The 16,903-nt window shown below is 38.9% G+C and carries 18 protein-coding genes and 1 other RNA gene; 13 read left to right on the forward strand and 6 right to left on the reverse strand.

The annotated features are described in order from the left end of the window. Window positions 1-39 precede the first annotated feature (39 nt). Together ACYVHJ_RS02760 and ACYVHJ_RS02765 are read left to right on the forward strand one after the other, a co-directional pair. Window positions 40-1,278 (forward strand): DUF6786 family protein, encoded by a 1,239-nt coding sequence (locus ACYVHJ_RS02760; protein WP_460512364.1) that lies wholly within the window; start codon window positions 40-42, stop codon window positions 1,276-1,278. A 308-nt stretch (window positions 1,279-1,586) separates the two neighbouring features. Next, complete coding sequence (locus ACYVHJ_RS02765; RefSeq protein WP_460512366.1) at window positions 1,587-2,510, forward strand: alkaline phosphatase family protein; 924 nt, start codon at window positions 1,587-1,589, stop codon at window positions 2,508-2,510. Between the two features lie 219 nt (window positions 2,511-2,729). Here the strand turns inward: ACYVHJ_RS02765 and ACYVHJ_RS02770 are convergent, their stop codons facing one another. Continuing rightward, the gene (locus ACYVHJ_RS02770; RefSeq protein ID WP_460512368.1) at window positions 2,730-3,998 is read right to left on the reverse strand and encodes a DUF5690 family protein; all 1,269 of its coding nucleotides are present in this window, start codon (window positions 3,996-3,998) and stop codon (window positions 2,730-2,732) included. A gap of 217 nt (window positions 3,999-4,215) precedes the next feature. Here ACYVHJ_RS02770 and ACYVHJ_RS02775 point away from each other — a divergent pair, with 217 nt between their 5' ends. The 5 genes from ACYVHJ_RS02775 (at window position 4,216) to ACYVHJ_RS02795 (ending at window position 8,701) form a co-directional block, all read left to right on the forward strand. Further along, window positions 4,216-4,800, forward strand: coding sequence for a helix-turn-helix domain-containing protein (locus ACYVHJ_RS02775; protein ID WP_460512370.1), 585 nt, complete (start codon window positions 4,216-4,218; stop codon window positions 4,798-4,800). 12 nt (window positions 4,801-4,812) lie between these two features. Continuing rightward, window positions 4,813-5,886 carry an MDR/zinc-dependent alcohol dehydrogenase-like family protein gene (locus ACYVHJ_RS02780; protein WP_460512372.1) on the forward strand — a complete coding sequence of 358 codons (1,074 nt, stop codon included), beginning with the start codon at window positions 4,813-4,815 and terminating at the stop codon, window positions 5,884-5,886. A gap of 71 nt (window positions 5,887-5,957) precedes the next feature. Then, complete coding sequence (locus ACYVHJ_RS02785) at window positions 5,958-7,109, forward strand: TIGR03364 family FAD-dependent oxidoreductase (RefSeq protein ID WP_460512374.1); 1,152 nt, start codon at window positions 5,958-5,960, stop codon at window positions 7,107-7,109. Window positions 7,110-7,111: 2 nt separating this feature from the next. After that, window positions 7,112-7,795 (forward strand): phosphonatase-like hydrolase, encoded by a 684-nt coding sequence (locus tag ACYVHJ_RS02790; protein WP_339902179.1) that lies wholly within the window; start codon window positions 7,112-7,114, stop codon window positions 7,793-7,795. A gap of 162 nt (window positions 7,796-7,957) precedes the next feature. Further along, window positions 7,958-8,701 carry a hypothetical protein gene (locus ACYVHJ_RS02795; RefSeq protein ID WP_460512377.1) on the forward strand — a complete coding sequence of 248 codons (744 nt, stop codon included), beginning with the start codon at window positions 7,958-7,960 and terminating at the stop codon, window positions 8,699-8,701. Between the two features lie 147 nt (window positions 8,702-8,848). Here ACYVHJ_RS02795 and ACYVHJ_RS02800 read toward each other — a convergent pair whose 3' ends face one another. The 4 genes from ACYVHJ_RS02800 to ACYVHJ_RS02815 all read right to left on the reverse strand — a co-directional run bounded on the left by ACYVHJ_RS02800 (window position 8,849) and on the right by ACYVHJ_RS02815 (window position 12,707). Next, the gene (locus ACYVHJ_RS02800; protein ID WP_339902181.1) at window positions 8,849-9,988 is read right to left on the reverse strand and encodes a 1-acyl-sn-glycerol-3-phosphate acyltransferase; all 1,140 of its coding nucleotides are present in this window, start codon (window positions 9,986-9,988) and stop codon (window positions 8,849-8,851) included. Between the two features lie 165 nt (window positions 9,989-10,153). After that, window positions 10,154-10,756, reverse strand: a complete 603-nt coding sequence (locus ACYVHJ_RS02805) for a 3-keto-disaccharide hydrolase (protein WP_460513688.1) — start codon at window positions 10,754-10,756, stop codon at window positions 10,154-10,156. 25 nt (window positions 10,757-10,781) lie between these two features. Then, window positions 10,782-12,128: a Gfo/Idh/MocA family protein gene (locus ACYVHJ_RS02810; RefSeq protein WP_460512380.1), complete on the reverse strand. Its 1,347-nt coding sequence runs from the start codon at window positions 12,126-12,128 to the stop codon at window positions 10,782-10,784. 231 nt (window positions 12,129-12,359) lie between these two features. Continuing rightward, window positions 12,360-12,707 carry a hypothetical protein gene (locus ACYVHJ_RS02815; protein WP_339902184.1) on the reverse strand — a complete coding sequence of 116 codons (348 nt, stop codon included), beginning with the start codon at window positions 12,705-12,707 and terminating at the stop codon, window positions 12,360-12,362. A 159-nt stretch (window positions 12,708-12,866) separates the two neighbouring features. On the opposite strand from ACYVHJ_RS02815, the gene ffs reads away from it, so the two are divergent. The 6 genes from ffs to ACYVHJ_RS02845 all read left to right on the forward strand — a co-directional run bounded on the left by ffs (window position 12,867) and on the right by ACYVHJ_RS02845 (window position 15,780). Next, an RNA gene (ffs, locus tag ACYVHJ_RS02820) (signal recognition particle sRNA small type) lies at window positions 12,867-12,957 on the forward strand. 84 nt (window positions 12,958-13,041) lie between these two features. Further along, on the forward strand, window positions 13,042-13,698 hold the full coding sequence (gene fsa, locus ACYVHJ_RS02825) for a fructose-6-phosphate aldolase (protein WP_339902185.1): 657 nt from the start codon (window positions 13,042-13,044) through the stop codon (window positions 13,696-13,698). An 83-nt stretch (window positions 13,699-13,781) separates the two neighbouring features. After that, the gene (locus tag ACYVHJ_RS02830; protein WP_303611932.1) at window positions 13,782-13,985 is read left to right on the forward strand and encodes a fructose-6-phosphate aldolase; all 204 of its coding nucleotides are present in this window, start codon (window positions 13,782-13,784) and stop codon (window positions 13,983-13,985) included. Between the two features lies 1 nt (window position 13,986). Continuing rightward, window positions 13,987-14,700: a cell division ATP-binding protein FtsE gene (locus ACYVHJ_RS02835; protein WP_460512383.1), complete on the forward strand. Its 714-nt coding sequence runs from the start codon at window positions 13,987-13,989 to the stop codon at window positions 14,698-14,700. A 302-nt stretch (window positions 14,701-15,002) separates the two neighbouring features. After that, a complete protein-coding gene (locus ACYVHJ_RS02840; RefSeq protein ID WP_460512385.1) occupies window positions 15,003-15,188 on the forward strand; it encodes a CPXCG motif-containing cysteine-rich protein in 186 nt (61 codons plus the stop codon). A 67-nt stretch (window positions 15,189-15,255) separates the two neighbouring features. Continuing rightward, a complete protein-coding gene (locus ACYVHJ_RS02845; RefSeq protein ID WP_460512387.1) occupies window positions 15,256-15,780 on the forward strand; it encodes a hypothetical protein in 525 nt (174 codons plus the stop codon). A 190-nt stretch (window positions 15,781-15,970) separates the two neighbouring features. On the opposite strand, the gene ACYVHJ_RS02850 is transcribed toward ACYVHJ_RS02845, so the two are convergent. After that, complete coding sequence (locus tag ACYVHJ_RS02850) at window positions 15,971-16,840, reverse strand: SDR family oxidoreductase (protein ID WP_460512389.1); 870 nt, start codon at window positions 16,838-16,840, stop codon at window positions 15,971-15,973. Window positions 16,841-16,903 lie beyond the last annotated feature (63 nt).

Genomic DNA, 16,903 nt, shown 5'->3' on the forward strand with positions numbered 1-16,903 from the left:
GCTATAATTGTGGTTAAAACATACAAGAATTAACCCAAAATGAACAAATACATCCTTGTTTTAACCCTTCTCAGCAATTTAACCTTTACTTTTTCCTGCTCAGAGCGCCAAAAAGATAATCAGGCTACGGAAGAGAGTCCAAATAATTTTTTGCAGGACAAAAAGTTTTTAGAAAAATTTGATCCAAATCTTGTAGAGCTAAGTACGGAAGACAAGCAGGCCAATATCCTGGTATCTCCTAAGTATCAGGGCAAAGTTTTCACCTCTACTGCAGCAGGAGAAAATGGAGAAAGCTTTGGATGGATAAACTATGAAGCATTTGAAGGCCCATTAGACAAGCACATGAATGCCTATGGAGGTGAAAGTCGCCTATGGCTTGGACCGGAAGGAAACAAGTTTTCCCTGTACTTTGAACCGGGCAAAAATATGGAGTTCGAGAACTGGCACACTCCTGCAGCGATTGACCATGAACCTTGGGAAAAAGTCAAGGCTGGCCCGAGGGAAATAGCCATGGCCAAATCAACTTCCATTACCAATTATCAGGGAACCGAGTTTAAGTTACAGCTTCAACGAACTGTTGCGCTTCTGGAGAAGGAGGAAATCTTAAAAAACACTGCTTTGACAGCCGATGTCTCTACCATCAAAATGGTAGGCTATACCACCATCAATTCCATTCAAAACACCGGCGATTTCCCATGGACTCAAGAAACAGGAGCCCCTTGCCTTTGGGTTTTGGATATGTTCAAGCCCAGTGCAGAAACCACCATTATATTGCCTCTAAAGCCAAATAAAACCAAAGAAGGACTTACCACCAATTATTTTGGGGAAATTCCGGAGGAAAGGATAGCCACCACCAATAATTACCTCTTCTTAAAAGCCGATGGCCAAAGCAGAGGAAAAGTGGGTGTATCTCCCGAAAGAGGAGTGCCTATGGCTGCCAGCTATGACCCTATCAACAAAGTATTGACCATCACTACTTTCAATATATCACCTGAAATACCTTACCTAAATCAAGAATGGAATACCGATGCTGATCCTTTTAAAGGGGATGCGGTAAACGCTTATAATGATGGCCCTTTGGAGGATGGTAGCCAGATGGGGCCTTTTTACGAATTAGAGAGTGTTTCTCCCGGAGCGTTTCTTTCCCCCGGCCAAAGCATGGAGCATTTCCATAATGTATACCACTTTACCGGAAGCGAAAATGCTTTAGATGAAATTACCCGCCAAGTATTGGGGATTTCAATTGTTGAGATTAATGAGGTGTTTGGTAATGATTAATTGTTAATTGTTAATTGTTAATTGTTAATTGTTAATTGTTTTTTCTTCAAGAATCTATGGCCCTTGCCTGAAGCCTTCAAAGGTCCATGCCTGTACTTTTCGAAGGCAAAAGGGCTTTCGAGCGTTAACCCTAATAACTACCTCTTTAAATGTCTTCACCTTTGCTTGAATAATAATAGCTAACCATTTAACAAAAAGACAACATTTTATGAAAGAACAAATGGGCTTCGGCTCATTTTATTTTTATATATTTATCCGTTGAATCCCCTCTTTTATAAAAGAAATCTTAAAAAAAATATTCTCCAATCATGGTAAAAGTAAAATCAGCCCTTTCCCTTCTACTATTTTCATTCCTGTTTACCATAGGATGTAATGAAAAAGCCCCTGTGGCAAAACGAGTAATTATGTTGGGTATTGACGGCTTTTCTCTAGAAGGTTACCAACAAGCAAAGACGCCAAATATTGATGCTTTATTTGCTGATGGAGTGATTTCTATCGAGACCAGAACAGTAATGCCATCTGTTACCATGCCCAACTGGACCAGTCACTTAACCGGAGGTGGACCGGAGCAACATGGTGTATTTGGTAATGGCTGGGAAAAGGAAGACCATTCCATTGCTCCCCAAGAAATGGATAAAGAGGGGTACTACCCTTCAATATTTAAGATTGTAAAAGACCATGTCCCCAACATAAGGACCGCTTTCTATTTTAATTGGAAAAGCCTTATTAAGCCTTTCAATAAGCATTACCTCGATGAATATAGGTATGAAGAAGACGATCGTTACGATCAAAATTATCAGGCAGCCATGGATTTTCTTGTCAGCCACCAAGATGTGCCGACATTGATTTTTCTTTATTCTGTGCATGTAGACCATGCCGGGCATGGACACGAGTGGATGTCTCCTGAATTTATAACAGCCATTGAAGAAATCGATGTGAAAATCGGGGAATTTGTAAATCAGCTAAAAAACGAAGGCTTATATGAAGACAGCAACTTTTTACTCTTCACAGACCACGGGGGTATTGGTAAAAGCCATGGAGGTACCTCAGTTCAGGAAATGATCGTTCCTTGGATGATCAAAGGCCCCGAAATTAATAAAGCTGTTGAATTGAAATCTCCCAATTCAAATGCCAACACCACTGCTGTAGTGGCCAAATTATTTGGGATCGAGGACACACCTGAATCCTGGATTGCGAAAGTTCCCTCAGGAATATTTAGTGGCAATGATTGATGAAATTTGATACCCTATAAGCTAGATTTTGGTTTACATGGCTCCGGAAAGAAATCAAAGTTAGGCAATAGGACAGGTAATAGGCCCTTTTGCCTATTTCAGGTTAAAAGGAGTGAACAATAATTCATTCCTTTTTTCAAAATCAAAAGCCCCTGAAAATAACCTCTAAACTTTCTAGTGGATGATGCAATTGATAAATTGAGAACAAGTAATCTCCTACTATTTAAGTTGAATTTTGGGCGAAACTTCTTTGATATTCCATAACAATACAAATACCAAGACCACAATTAAAGCACCACTGCCAAAATTTAACCAAGTGAAAAACTCAACCCAAGAAGATTGGGTGTGAAAAAACTCTTTATAAATCAATATCCCCACACTGCCCAAATACCCAAGCGCATCTGCTACATAAAATAAGAAGCCTACCGTACCCTTGTATTTCAAAAAGGCCAGCAATCTTTCGAACAATAGGCAATGGAAAAGGATGTAAGGCAGGTATACACTAAAACCCGAACCTATCATCCAGATTACAGGGCCAATTTCACCTTGTTTAAAAAGGAAAGTTACGATAATCATTAGAATCGCACTGATGATTGTAGCCAAAATACCTAATAGAAAAGCCTTTTTGTTATCAATCACCAATATACCTAAAGCGCTTATGATCAAAACCAATATTGCTATAGGTAGCTCGGTCAAAGTTATCAATTCAGGCTGTTGGGACATATTAAAAGCAGCCCAAAATTCCACGATGAAATTATCTCTAAAATCTCTTACTACTGTCAACAACACATACACCAATACAAGAACAAAAAACACGCCTCCATGCTTTTTTATAAAATCCAAACGCGCTTTCTTATCCATTGGCACCCGCTCCGTTCGAAGCTCTTTATCTGTAGCTGTGGGTGGTTTGCTTTTATTTAAGCCATAGGCAGCAATAAGAAGCATCGGAAAAAAAACTGCCCCGGTAACAAATGGCATCATCCATTCATTAATTTGAAAATCCTGCATTAACCAAATACCGGTCGATTTAACCAGCCCTGTGGAAAAAATAAATGTTGCACTTAAGCCTGCAGCCAATAGCTCTGAATTTTTTCTACCCTCTAAATACACCAATACCAGCCCAAAAATCATCCCTAACGGCAATCCATTTAAGAACATGGTTACCGGCTTGAGGGGAATCGGAACATAGGCAAAAGCCAAAAGCATTAACAGGCCAAACCCTACAAGCCCTACAATGGCGCCAAAACGTTTATAAGGTGGGATTTCAGGAACCAGTCGAATCCCAATAAACTTTGAAAGCATATACCCCAGTACCTGACCTATGATCAATAAGGTTTTAAAATGAAATCCGGATACGGCTTCTACCCCCTCAAACTGTCCCGCTAAAAATGATTTCCTTACTGCATACATTCCTGTATATGCCATAAAAGCTGTGCAAACCAGTAAAACATCAGTCTTGGAAATTGAAACCTTATTGAGTTTGCCCATAAAATTTGAAGATCTTATCTATTGTTGAAATGCTTTATATATATTTTATCGCTGGTAAAAGTAACGCCAAACCTGAATTTGAGACCAAATTCAAATGTTATCAAAACAATAATTTTTCATTAAGTGAAATTAATTTTTCTTATTAGGAAAATTTCCGGAACTTTAATTTTTGAAATGGACTAGAAAAGCGAATTAATAAAGTGACAAATAAAATTGAATGGATAATTCAGCTTACCTCACCACTTGGATTGGCTCCAAAATAAAAGACATCCGAAAATCACAACACCTGAAGTTAGGTGACCTTGCAGATAAATCGGGAATTAGCATTGCCATGCTTTCAAAAATCGAAAACGGTAGGGTATTCCCTACCTTGCCTTCCTTGATTCAGGTACTCAGTACTCTCAATGTAGATTTGAATGTGTTTTTTGCAGACCTACAGACTGAAAAAGAGTTTCCGGGTTACCTATTGAAAAGAAAAAGGGAGTACCGCTCAGTAAAAAAAGAGGAGGAAGCCATAGGATTTGACTACCAATTGATTCTCAATCATAAAATTGAACGTTCTTCGATGGAGATCTCCTTGCTAACCATCTCTAAGAACTCCAAAAGAGAACCGGTAACCACAGATGGTATTCAATACCTGTATGTAATCAGCGGAAGCCTTAACTATGAATTGGGAGACAAAGTTTTTGATTTGGAAGAAGGGGATTCTTTATTATTCAATGGAAACATTCCACATCTACCGAAAAACCATAACCGTACAGATGCCCAACTTTTGGTCATTTACTTTATAGAAATCAGATAATCAACCTACAGGATGGAAAAAGAAGCTATTGCAAAGGTTTTTATGGAACCCGAGTCCCCTTTTACTACGCGATCAATTGGATTCCCTTCTTTGGCAGAAGGAGAATTATTGGTTAAAATCAATTTTTCAACGATCTGCACCAGTGATTTGCATACCTTTTACGGAAGAAGGCAATCTTGCAGCCACAGTGTTTTGGGGCATGAAATTATTGGCGTTATTGAAAAAATGTCAACCGAGGACATGTGTGACTATTATGGAAATCAGCTCAATATTGGAGACAGAATTACTTGGACCATCTACGCCCATGACCCCAACTCAATAAATGCCAAAAAGGGATACCCTCAAAAATCCAAAGCGCTATATAAATATGGCCATGAGCAAATGAATGATGCATACCAGCTCAATGGTGGTTTTGCAAGCCATTGCCATCTGAGAAAAAACACAACCCTTTTTAAGCTCCCTGTAAACCTGAGCAATTTAGAAGCCGCTCCATTGAATTGCACCCATGCCACCATTGCTGGTGCTTTAAGATTGGCAGGGGAATTGAAAAACAAAAATATTTTGGTAAATGGAGTGGGTATGCTCGGGCTTTCGGCCTGTGCTATGGCCAAAGAAGGAGGTGCAAAAAATGTTTGGAGCCAGGATATCGACCCTAAAAAGGCTTTCTATTCCTTGAAATTTGGAGCAAAAAAAGCCTTTATCTATGGTGAAGATGAGATTCGTTCTTCCTCTGATCCTGATGGAGGAATAGACATAATTATTGAAACATCCGGTAATCCGGAAGCCATTGAGCATTGTTTAAAACTTTTGGCGATTGGTGGAACACTTGTTTTGGTAGGTTCAGTCTTTCCCCAGCGAGACCTTTCCATCAATGGAGAGTATTTGGTGAGAAATCTCCTTTCCATCAAAGGACTTCACAATTACATTCCTGAAGACCTGGCCACTGCCATAAATTTCATAAAAAAAGCTCATCTTAAGTATCCTTTTGAAAACCTTGTGGGTAAAACATTTAATCTTCAGGATTTGGATGAAGCATTTGCTACCGCCCAAAATGGGGGATATTACAGAATAGGCATCCTTCCCTAGGCTTAGTTTGAAAAAATTGCACCACCAAAGTTTAAACTTAATATTATTGACATCATATTCAGAAAACACTCATGTTTGATTTAATTGTAGTAGGAGGAGGGGTATTGGGAGGCTTCCATGCCTACCATGCCCTAAAAAACGGATTAAAGGTAGCCTTGATTGAAAAAGACAAGGCTCCTCAAGGTGCCACGGTTCGTAATTTTGGGCAGGTAGTTCCTTCCGGAATGAATGAAAAGTGGCAGGCCTATGGAAGAGAAAGTCTGGAGATTTACAAAGAAATACATGCACGGGTAGACCTAAGCCTCAGGAATCAAGGCACTGTTTACCTGGCTTCGGATCCCGAAGAATTGCAACTGTTAGAAGAATTGAGGGGGATTAATTCTACCAAAGACTATACTTCTACCTTGATTTCAAAGGAAAATTGCCTTAAAAAATACCCCGGATTAAGGCCTGACTATATCAAAGGCGGTTTGTATTTTCCGCAAGAACTTACTGTGGAGCCAAGGCTAATGATCAATCGTCTGTTGCAGGCAATGGTTCAGGAAATGGGCTTAACTTATCAACCTTTTACTTCGGTTCTTTCCTGTGAAAATACCGGTTCGGTAGTGAAAACAACAACAGCCTGTGGTCAAAAGCTTGCGTCTTCAAAGGTCATTATTTGCAATGGTAGTGAATTTAAAACCTTGTATCCGACAATTTTTGCCGGAAGCAATATGGAAATTTCTAAATTGCAGATGATGCAAACCATAGTCCAGCCTAAATCTTATCAACTTCCCGGATCTATACTAACCGGGACTTCTATTCGCAGGTATGAGGCCTTTCAGGAATGCCCCTCATACAAGACCATTAAGGATAAAGAAAGAAAAGACAGGCCTGAAAAAAAATGGGGCATTCATATTTTATTCAAGCAAGCCATGGACGGTTCTGTAATTCTTGGTGATTCTCATGAATATGCTTCTGTAGAAAATAGAGACAGCCTGGGCTTTGACTTAAAGATGGAAATTGATGAATTAATGTTGAAAATGGCCAGACAAATTTTCCAGCTCCCAAGCTACGAAATAGCCTACCGCTGGTATGGAATGTATTCTCAGTGCAAAAATGGAGAATTGTTTGAAGAAACCATTGATAATCATATTCATATTGTCACCGGCATAGGTGGTAAGGGAATGACAGGGAGTCCTGCATTCGCCAAAGAAAATATTTTTAAACTATTTAATCTATAACAATGAAAAACATTAAACTAGTAGTACTGGACATGGCAGGAACTACTGTGGATGAGGACAATGTAGTTTACAAAACCGTCCAAAAGGTAATCAATGACAAAGGCTTTAACGTTAGTCTTGAAGAGGTTTTAGCCCATGGCGCAGGAAAAGAAAAGCACCAGGCAATTACAGATGTCCTGAAAGCCTGCACTGATGCCACAGACATCGCTACCATTGCAGGTGAGGCCTTTGCTAACTTTAAGCCAACGCTGAAACTCGCTTACGAGCAGCTCAATGTTAAAACTTTTCCGGGAGTAAAAGAAATGATGGAAAACCTGAGGAGTAAGGGCGTATTTGTGGTATTAAATACCGGTTATGACAGGAAAACAGCCTCCTCTTTATTACTGAAGCTAGGCTGGGAAACAAGTAAGGACATCGATGGATTGGTAACTGCTGACGATGTCTCAAATGGCCGTCCTCAACCGGATATGATTTACAAAGCCATGGATTTATGTAACATAACGGAGTCTCAGGAAGTGCTTAAGGCCGGTGATTCCACCATTGATATAGAAGAAGGAAAAAATGCTAAATGTGGCTTGACGGTTGGTGTATTGACAGGGGCGCAAAATGAAGACCAACTAAAAACGGCTGCACCGGATTATATTTTATCTAGTCTGGCAACTCTTCCTGAGGTCTTGAAAGGTTAATTTGGACATGGTTTCATGCCTGGTTAGAAATAAATAATTTTAACGAGACAGATTCCTTATTTATTTCGTACTGTTTATGCAACAATTATTGTGATTGTACTAAACCCAGAAATGTAAAAAAGATACGAAAGCATTTCTGGCACAAACTAAAAACGCTGAACCATGAAAAAATTTACCAGAACGAATCATTACAGTGAAATTTGGCCCGCTAAAGGGGTCGGGAATTCTTCCGGCCTTTGGGCCTTGTTGCTAAGCCCCTTTCTTTTGTTTGGCTGTTTGAGTGCCAGCGAACCTGAGCCGGAAATTATCATTGAGCCTCCTTATAGTTCTTTAATTGGTACAGATACCATCACTTCAGGAGATTATAAACATTTCAGTATAGGAACAAATGCTGAAAACGCCTATGCTGCAGTCAACCTACTAAAAGAAGATATAGGCTTGGATTATATAAATGTAGTGGCAAATATTTATTCAGGTATGGCTGAGTTGGAGGACAAGCTTCCACTTTACCATTATATCTTTATGGATGAAGAAAAAGGTACCTCAACAGGTGTCCAATTGGGAATTTCCGAGGACCGTATTGCCACCATTTTCTTAGGAAACGGGGAAGAATTAGAGAAATGGCCAACAGATTTATCACAATCTGCTATTCGGAAAGGCGATGAGGTGGCTTCCTTATTTGACAAACTGGAAACGATAAGCCAAAATGAAAAATACAAAAAGAAATTTGAGGCGATCAATTTATTAACCAAAGATTTGTCAAAACCCTATGACTCTCAAATGTCCAAATCTCCCCAATGGTATTTTGGATATACTTTAGCTGATGATAAAATGGATGTTGTCAAACTGAATTTCGAAGAAGGCATCCTTCAAAACATGATCATCAATCACTTTGAAACTTTCTAAAGATGTAAAAAGTCTAACTTCCTTTTTTTTCAAAGTCATTAGCGAAATTGAATGCTTCTAGGATCTCTAAGCTCCGCAGCAGTTGAAAAAAGCAAAAACCACCTATGAAAGTCTATCATAGGTGGTTTTTATTTTTGTGAAGCCCAATCAAGTGGTTGGCTCGGCTATATTTTGTTTATGAGTAACGGGATTGGCATACATGGCTAAAAAATTATGTACCGCCACCTTATCATTCATGTCAATTCCATTAGCCATTCTCTCCTCAAAGGCTACTTTTTCCTCTTGGGAATAATGAGCCTTGTATTTATTGGTATTGTGCATCAAATCTAGGGCAATGTAATTGGAAGGCCAAAGCTGATAATTGTGAACAATTATCCTGTCTAGTTCCTCAGCAAGCATCTGCAGTTGTTTGTTTAAAGGACCATCAGTTCCAAAAACCCCGGTAATCTCCTCATCCAAGACTTTGCCTACAGAAATATGAATGCGTTTCTTTTGACCCATTATCCCACTTACCAGGGTTCTGAAATCTTCGTTCTTTTGCTTTACATATATCTCTTCTCTTGCTTTGGCCATTAATTCAGGCATTTTAAGCACATCGGTAGGGTCATTTTCGTAGGAAATGGAGACGGGAACAATTTTCAATTTTTGAAAATAGTCTTTTAGTGGTGTGGTTCCACTTGCCATGGTGAGCATCTTCAACATTCCTTTATGAGTCAAATCCATGCCATCCTTGGTACGCCCCTCTCTTTGAGCAATCCATACAGAACGATTCTCATGGAACAGTGCTTCTCTAATGTATTCAGAATTCAATTTAGAATTTTCAAACATGGCCTTAGGGCTAAGTCCTCTGAAAACAACAAAATTACGGGTAATCCTTGACAAGGCTTTTAAGAAAGGTTTCTTAACAAGGTTATCCCCTATTGCCGAGGTTGTCATGACCAATCCATGTTCAAATAAGGTGGCATTCAGCAAAGAGGTATCAAGGATAATGTCTCTATGGTTAGATATAAATAAATAGGCAGTATTAGGTTCTAGGTTTTCAAAGCCCGAAGTAGACAGCCCATCAGAACTTATTTTTAAAACTTTGAGTACAGCATCGTATATAATCTTAGTTTGAAAGTCTCTGATAGAGTGGATATCGGATAACATTTCGGCCCATTCTGCCTCTGATCTGTCAGGAAAAGTGAAATTTAGTATGGCCTTCATCATGGGATGCTGGCCATATTCTTTCAATGCCTGATTGACTTCATTATCATAAAAAGGTCTTATCGGATCAAATTTGGACATATAATATTATTTTCTAGGGCGCAAATTACTAAAAATGCCTCAAAGGATAGTTCCTTTTATCAAACAATAGTAATGGAACATAAAAAAGCCCCTTGTATGGGGCTTTTTTATAGTGAATTTATTCAAACAAAAATTGTAAAACGGCGTATTTTAAAAAGCCTTATCTTACAATTCTTTTACTTTAATGTCTTTCCATGAAATTTTGAGGCCTCCACCGCTATGGATTTGAAGGGCTAGCTGACCTTCGCCTTCTCCAATTTTCTCATCTGTATAATCAATCATTTCAACCCCATTTAACCAAGTGGTTACGTGATCATCAACTACACGTATTTTGATGTCATTCCACTCACCGAATTTCAAGTTTTTATCTTTTTCCGGATCAGGTTTGATCAACCATCCACGGCCATAAGATTCGTAAACTCCACCGGTATCATTTCCTGGAGGGGCAACTTCTACCTGCCAACCTGAAACTTTTGTTCCTTCGAAAGTTGAACGAAAGAAAATACCACTGTTGCCATCTTCGTCTTGCTTGAATTTAGCGGTCAATTCAAAGTTTTTATAGTTTTTTTCAGTACCTAAATAACCATACTCACCATCAGGACCACTTTCAGAGACCAAAATCCCATCTTCTACATACCATTTTTCGGTACCATAAACGGTCCAGCCACTGAGGTCTTTACCATTAAACAAGTCTGTGCCATCAGATGCGCATGACATTACAAGGACTGCGGCCAACATCATGGCGCTAGTTTTAATTAGTGATTTCATCATTGCTTTTAAATATTAGATTTAATTATACTAATTTCATATTTACAGGATCCCATTTGATAAATTCATCCTGAAAATAACTGTCATTACATAATAAAGCCGGTGCTGCGGCACGGAAGGCAAATACAGGGTTTTCTTCAACTTGCCCGTTTTCTCTAATGGCCCTAAAGAAATTACCGAAATGATCATAATGTGCGCCTTTATAACCGGGCTCCACTTTATAAACCACTTCATTGGGAGGCAATATTTTCTTACGGTCTGAAACTTCTCCACTCATTTTAGCCTGCGCTTCTAAGAACGGATCATCACTGGAAGTCTGCTTGTTTGTTTTCACAACCACCTCGTCCCATTTCACATCCATAGAACCTTTGCTACCAACAATTTTCAAATAGGTAGAACCACTGGTGCCATCCACAAAATTACAACGCAAGGATAAATTAAAACCCGGGTGTTGCTCACTGTCGGGATATTGAAACATCCCCAACAATACATCAGGTACCTCTCTACCATCTTTCCAATACCTCAATCCACCCATGGCAGAAACCTTATTTGGCCCTAAGGAATTGGTAATAAAATGTAAACTGGTAAATAAATGTACAAAAAGATCTCCGGACATCCCTGTACCATAATCCAAATAATTTCTCCACCTGAAAAATCTCAGTGGATCAAATGGCCTGTCAGTAGTATTCGAAATATACCTTTCCCAATCCACAGTTTCTGGAGTTCCATCTGCCGGTACATTGTACTGCCAAGCTCCCGGAGGAGAATGTCTAGCCCAAAATCCTTCCGCATAATTAATGTCTCCAATCACCCCTTCAGCCAATAGTTCTTTGGCTTTCTCATTGCCAAGGCTTGATATCCCTTGACTTCCTACCATCATTATCTTTCCGGATTTTTTCCAAGCATCAATTACATCCTTTCCTTCATCCACACTATGCACCATAGGTTTTTCGCAGTAAACGTGCTTTCCTGCTTTCATGGCATCAATGCTGATTTGCTTGTGCCAATGATCAGGAGTTCCTATCAATACAGCATCTATGTCCTTTCTATTAAGGATTTCTTTATAATCTTTTGTTAAAAATAGATGTTGACCCCATTTTTCTTTCGCATCATCCAATCTACCATCATATAAATCACAAACAGCAACGATGCTTACATTATCATGCTTGAGCGCCGTGTTCATGTCCTGAGACCCCATAATTCCTGCGCCAATAAGCGCAATCTTCAATTCCTTATCTGCAGGAACTTCAGAAGTTCTTTTTAATTTGACCATGGACTTTTGATCCGCATTGGCCAATGCTGCAGGGACAATAGCTGAAGCGGCTCCAGCCATACTCATTTTCTTTAAAAACGTACGCCTTTTATTGTTCATGTGTTGGTGTATTAATCTCCTAAATAAGGATTAAATATAAGGAATTATTAATTCATATTTTTAAGTAACAGGATAAACTTAATACATTTTTTTGTTTAATTCTAAATTCACCTCCTCTCTAAAACCAAAAAAAAGGTCATCTCATAAAAAGACGACCTTTTCTTATTGTTTTCACAAAGCCTATTTAGAGGCTTGTGCTTTTCTTAATTAATATAGATTCCTAAGTTAGGGTTATCTATTGGGATTGCTCTGCTGAGGCTGGTAGTTCGGGTTATTGGAATTATTGTAGTTTGGGTTATTTTCATCCATATATCTTTGTCCCGGCCATTGTGGTGTCAATTCTAACTCTTCTAAATTGGTCAATTCATCATTCTCAAAGGTGACCAATAAATAAAACCTATCCCCATTATTGACCCGATACACTTTTTTACCCTCACTTATTTGACTGATGACAGCATCTTTATTCTGCCTCAGAAATTTGCTTTCAGACATTCCCAATTGATATGGTATTCTTGGCTGCAAAAGTGTACAAGAACTCATCAAAAGGACCAAACTCAAAATACTTATTGTTTTTTTCATAGCTAATAAATGTTATGCTTACAAAGCACCAAAAATGTATGGTAATCTCTAGGCTATATTAATCAATAATATTGCCAATTTTTTTTTCTTTGATTATAAAGGGGTTAGGCAATCCTTGAAAAATTATTTTGTGAGTGAACCGAAAATAGTTACCTTTGTTGCAAGCGGCACGACCAGCTCCCGCTGAATCCCCCAGGTCCGGAAGGAAGCAAGGGTAGGCGGTCGTAGCGGTGCGATGCCGCTTATTTTTTTGTCCTTTTCCTACACAAGCCCCTTCTTTTTGTTAATTTTGGTTTAAATTTACCGGTACAAATCAACAAACCTAAAAACAAGCATGAAATTCTTTATTGATACTGCGAATCTTAATGAAATAAAAGAAGCCTATGACCTAGGCGTGTTGGATGGCGTTACCACCAATCCATCTTTAATGGCCAAGGAAGGCATCAGCGGTGATGAAAATGTCATCAACCATTACAAAGCTATTTGCGATATAGTAGATGCAAACGTAAGTGCTGAAGTAATCTCCACAGATTTTGAAGGAATCATTAAAGAAGGAAAGGAACTTGCAAAAATAGATGACAAAATTGTTGTAAAGGTCCCTATGATTAAAGAGGGCATCAAAGCCATCAAATATTTCTCAAGTGAAGGGATCAGAACCAATTGCACATTGGTGTTTTCCCCGGGTCAAGCCATTCTTGCAGCGAAAGCAGGAGCATCCTACCTTTCTCCATTTATTGGTAGATTAGACGACATCTCTTTTGATGGTCTGGATTTAATTGCTCAGATTGTTCACATCTATCAAAATTATGGTTTTGAAACTGAAGTTTTGGCAGCCTCTGTAAGGCACACCATGCACTTGGTAAAGTGTGCTGAACTTGGTGCCGACGTGGTTACCTGCCCCTTAAAGGTAATTACAGGCTTATTGAACCACCCACTTACAGACAAAGGCTTGGCTCAATTTCTAGCAGATCACGCCAAGGCCAACAAATAATTTTCTTTGGAGCAGGTAAGAAACCTGCTCCTTTTTGAAAACCATTGTCAAGCGATAAGGTTACAATTAAAAACGAACCGGATATGTACATTATCAAAGTGAAAGGGAAAGCAAAAATCCCTGATTATATACAGATCAGGGATGAGAATTTTGTGCTTGTAGCCTACTTCAGAGCAGACAGACCCTTAAAAAAAATAGAAAAATTTGGACTTGGAGGTAAAGAGGAAGAGCTTGGAAAGCTGATCAAAGAACTCCCATTCGGCAAACTAAAAAAATTAGATCTCTGATATGGTTTTTTCAAATGAGCCAGTAGTTAAGGTAGAAAACGCTTGTATTTTTCAAGGCATCAATACCATATTAAAAAGTGTAAATTTCAGCATTGAAAAGGGAGAATTTGTATTCCTGATTGGACGGACAGGTAGTGGAAAGAGTTCTTTACTTAAAACCCTCTACGCAGATTTACCATTGATCATGGGCGAGGCCAACGTGGCCGGTTACCCCATCGAAAAAATTAAAAAAAAAGAAATCCCTTTTCTTAGGAGGAAACTGGGAATTGTATTTCAGGATTTCCAACTATTCCCTGACAGAACTGTGGCTGAAAACCTATATTTTGTACTCAGAGCCACCGGTTGGAAAGACAAACTCAAAATGAAAAACCGAATGATTGAGGTTTTAATGGGTGTAGGTCTCGGAGGTGCAGCAACCAAAATGCCCCATCAGCTTTCAGGAGGTGAGCAACAAAGGGTAGTAATCGCAAGGGCTTTACTCAATGAGCCATCCATACTCTTGGCCGATGAGCCCACAGGAAATCTCGATCCGGATGTTTCAGATGGTATTTTCAAGCTTTTTCAAGAGATTAATAAGCGGGGAACAGCCATTTTAATGGCTACTCATAATTATGAGCTTTTAAAAAAATACCCATATCGAATATTGAAATGTGAAAACGCAGAGGTACTCGACAGCAAAAATGCCCCTATTTCCCTGTCCGGTAGTGGCTTGTAATAACAACAACTATTATCTGCTTCACTTTTTCACATTTCTTCAAATGTTCATAGTTATTTTTGACTTTGCTCCTAAATAGCCCTGACTCAAACCAATCAAACTTTATAGTATATCTATAATCTGTTTATTACCCGGATCAAAACTTGCCTTAGCACATAGACTAAATGGCACCTATAATATTGCCGAGTATAAGCTACTTCATTACCTTACCTCCTCTCTTTACCTTCACGCCAGATAACCGGAAGGAAACAAAACTTTGCCAGCAAATATTCGCTATAATAAATTAGACCAATAAAAATACCATGGAATTAGAACATTTTTTCCAATGCCCTTATTGTCTCGCCGAAATTTCTATGCTTTTGGATCCGAGTATACCCGAGCAAAGTTATATTGAAGATTGTGAGGTTTGCTGTAATCCTATTCAGGTAAACTACCAATTTATCGATGGCGAATTACATACTTTCGATGCTGATAGCATTGAGCAATAAACTTTCCTTGTTTTTAACTTGAATTTTCTTAACTAAAGCCTATTTTAGCTATCAAATGAAAATGGTTATGGTAAGAAATTCTTTATACTTTCTTTTTTTATCTGCTGGTCAATTTACCTTAACGGCTGAAGCACAGATTATAGAAGAAATTAAAACAGCTGGTCAAATTTATGCTTATGCCCAAATCCACGGTGATTATGAAATACTATTGGATTTCACTTATCCGGTGCTAATCGAAAAGGCAGGAGGTCGAGAGGCCATGAAAAGAATCCTCAGGCAAATTCAGGAAACCAAAATAAATAAAGGACAAAGGCTCGTGAAATTGACATTTGGTGAGCACATCCAATACAGCACCAATCCCACTGAGGTACATGCAGTAGTTCCTGTCATCAGCACAACCAAAGTCCTCGGAGGCACAATTACAACTGAAAGTAACCTGGTAGCTGTAGGGACAGAAGGTAGGGACAACTGGTATTTTATTGAAACTACTTCTATCAATGAGCAGAACATAAGTAAAATTCTTCCCAATTGGGATTTCAATTTAGCATTACCCTATAACAAAGCGCCTGTGTACAAGGAAGACCTCCACTGACAAAAAAATTCAATTTGAACTAAAATCCCCCAAACCTATTTTTCCCCAAAAATTGGCTTTATGCAAGCGGGACAATTTCTATTTTATTTACTTGGCAAAAATAAGGCGTTAAAATTGGTAAGAATTTTTACGCTTGAATGGACAAGCATCAGCTATATTGTGATACGGATAATTTTGTACAAGTAAATTGCTATCTTTTCTTTCTTTTTGCCTCCATGGCATCCCACCATTCAGGCTTGATGGCCTTAAACCCGTTGAATTGCCCTGCTCCTTGAAGCCATTCACCACCATCAATGGTTATTATTTCCCCATTGATATAAGCTGAAAACGGCGACACAAGGTAAGCTGCAAGGTTGGCCAACTCTTGGTGTTCTCCCACCCTACCGAGAGGATTTTTCAACGCAGGATCAAACTTTTTTGCCAATTCACCGGGAAGCAATCGCTCCCAAGCACCTGAGGTGGGAAATGGCCCCGGAGCAATGGCATTTGAACGGATATTGTGTGGCGCCCACTCCACCGCTAAAGAACGCGTCATGGCCAGGACTCCGGCTTTTGCTGAAGCACTAGGCACCACATAAGCAGATCCTGTAAAAGCATAAGTAGTAACAATATTTAAAAAGGTACCTGCAGTCTTATCCTTTATCCAATTTTTCCCCGCAATTAGAGTTAAGTTCGCAGTTCCTTTCAACACTATATCCACTATGGTATGGAAAGCATTGGGTGACAACCTGTCCGTTGGGCTGATAAAATTTGCGGCTGCATTATTGACTACGGCATCCACTTTGCCATAATGAGCCAAAGCTTTTGCATACATTTTAGCAACTTGGTCATAATCTCTAAGGTCACATGCTAGTGGTAAAACCTCCCCTCCACTTTCCTTTTCTAATTCCATGGCAGCTTGTTTCAACAGCTCAATGTTTCTACTACAAATCACCAATTTAGCGCCAAGAGATAAAAAATAACGTCCCATTGCAGCCCCTAAACCTGTACCGCCTCCGGAAATCATTATTACTTGATCTTTTAAAGCATTTTGAACGAGCATACCTTCCTGATATTTCATAATTTCGATTTCTGGTTACCTAAATATACCTTAAAGTACATAATTTAAAAAGGAATGAAATGT

This window comes from Cyclobacterium sediminis, assembly GCF_054781075.1.

Coding starts and splice junctions, on each gene's coding strand:
- ACYVHJ_RS02760 (WP_460512364.1), top strand. CDS start 40: ATGAACAAATACATCCTTGTTTTAACCCTTCTCAGCAATTTAACCTTT.
- ACYVHJ_RS02765 (WP_460512366.1), top strand. CDS start 1,587: ATGGTAAAAGTAAAATCAGCCCTTTCCCTTCTACTATTTTCATTCCTG.
- ACYVHJ_RS02770 (WP_460512368.1), bottom strand. CDS start 3,998: ATGGGCAAACTCAATAAGGTTTCAATTTCCAAGACTGATGTTTTACTG.
- ACYVHJ_RS02775 (WP_460512370.1), top strand. CDS start 4,216: ATGGATAATTCAGCTTACCTCACCACTTGGATTGGCTCCAAAATAAAA.
- ACYVHJ_RS02780 (WP_460512372.1), top strand. CDS start 4,813: ATGGAAAAAGAAGCTATTGCAAAGGTTTTTATGGAACCCGAGTCCCCT.
- ACYVHJ_RS02785 (WP_460512374.1), top strand. CDS start 5,958: ATGTTTGATTTAATTGTAGTAGGAGGAGGGGTATTGGGAGGCTTCCAT.
- ACYVHJ_RS02790 (WP_339902179.1), top strand. CDS start 7,112: ATGAAAAACATTAAACTAGTAGTACTGGACATGGCAGGAACTACTGTG.
- ACYVHJ_RS02795 (WP_460512377.1), top strand. CDS start 7,958: ATGAAAAAATTTACCAGAACGAATCATTACAGTGAAATTTGGCCCGCT.
- ACYVHJ_RS02800 (WP_339902181.1), bottom strand. CDS start 9,988: ATGTCCAAATTTGATCCGATAAGACCTTTTTATGATAATGAAGTCAAT.
- ACYVHJ_RS02805 (WP_460513688.1), bottom strand. CDS start 10,756: ATGAAATCACTAATTAAAACTAGCGCCATGATGTTGGCCGCAGTCCTT.
- ACYVHJ_RS02810 (WP_460512380.1), bottom strand. CDS start 12,128: ATGAACAATAAAAGGCGTACGTTTTTAAAGAAAATGAGTATGGCTGGA.
- ACYVHJ_RS02815 (WP_339902184.1), bottom strand. CDS start 12,707: ATGAAAAAAACAATAAGTATTTTGAGTTTGGTCCTTTTGATGAGTTCT.
- fsa (WP_339902185.1), top strand. CDS start 13,042: ATGAAATTCTTTATTGATACTGCGAATCTTAATGAAATAAAAGAAGCC.
- ACYVHJ_RS02830 (WP_303611932.1), top strand. CDS start 13,782: ATGTACATTATCAAAGTGAAAGGGAAAGCAAAAATCCCTGATTATATA.
- ACYVHJ_RS02835 (WP_460512383.1), top strand. CDS start 13,987: ATGGTTTTTTCAAATGAGCCAGTAGTTAAGGTAGAAAACGCTTGTATT.
- ACYVHJ_RS02840 (WP_460512385.1), top strand. CDS start 15,003: ATGGAATTAGAACATTTTTTCCAATGCCCTTATTGTCTCGCCGAAATT.
- ACYVHJ_RS02845 (WP_460512387.1), top strand. CDS start 15,256: ATGGTAAGAAATTCTTTATACTTTCTTTTTTTATCTGCTGGTCAATTT.
- ACYVHJ_RS02850 (WP_460512389.1), bottom strand. CDS start 16,840: ATGAAATATCAGGAAGGTATGCTCGTTCAAAATGCTTTAAAAGATCAA.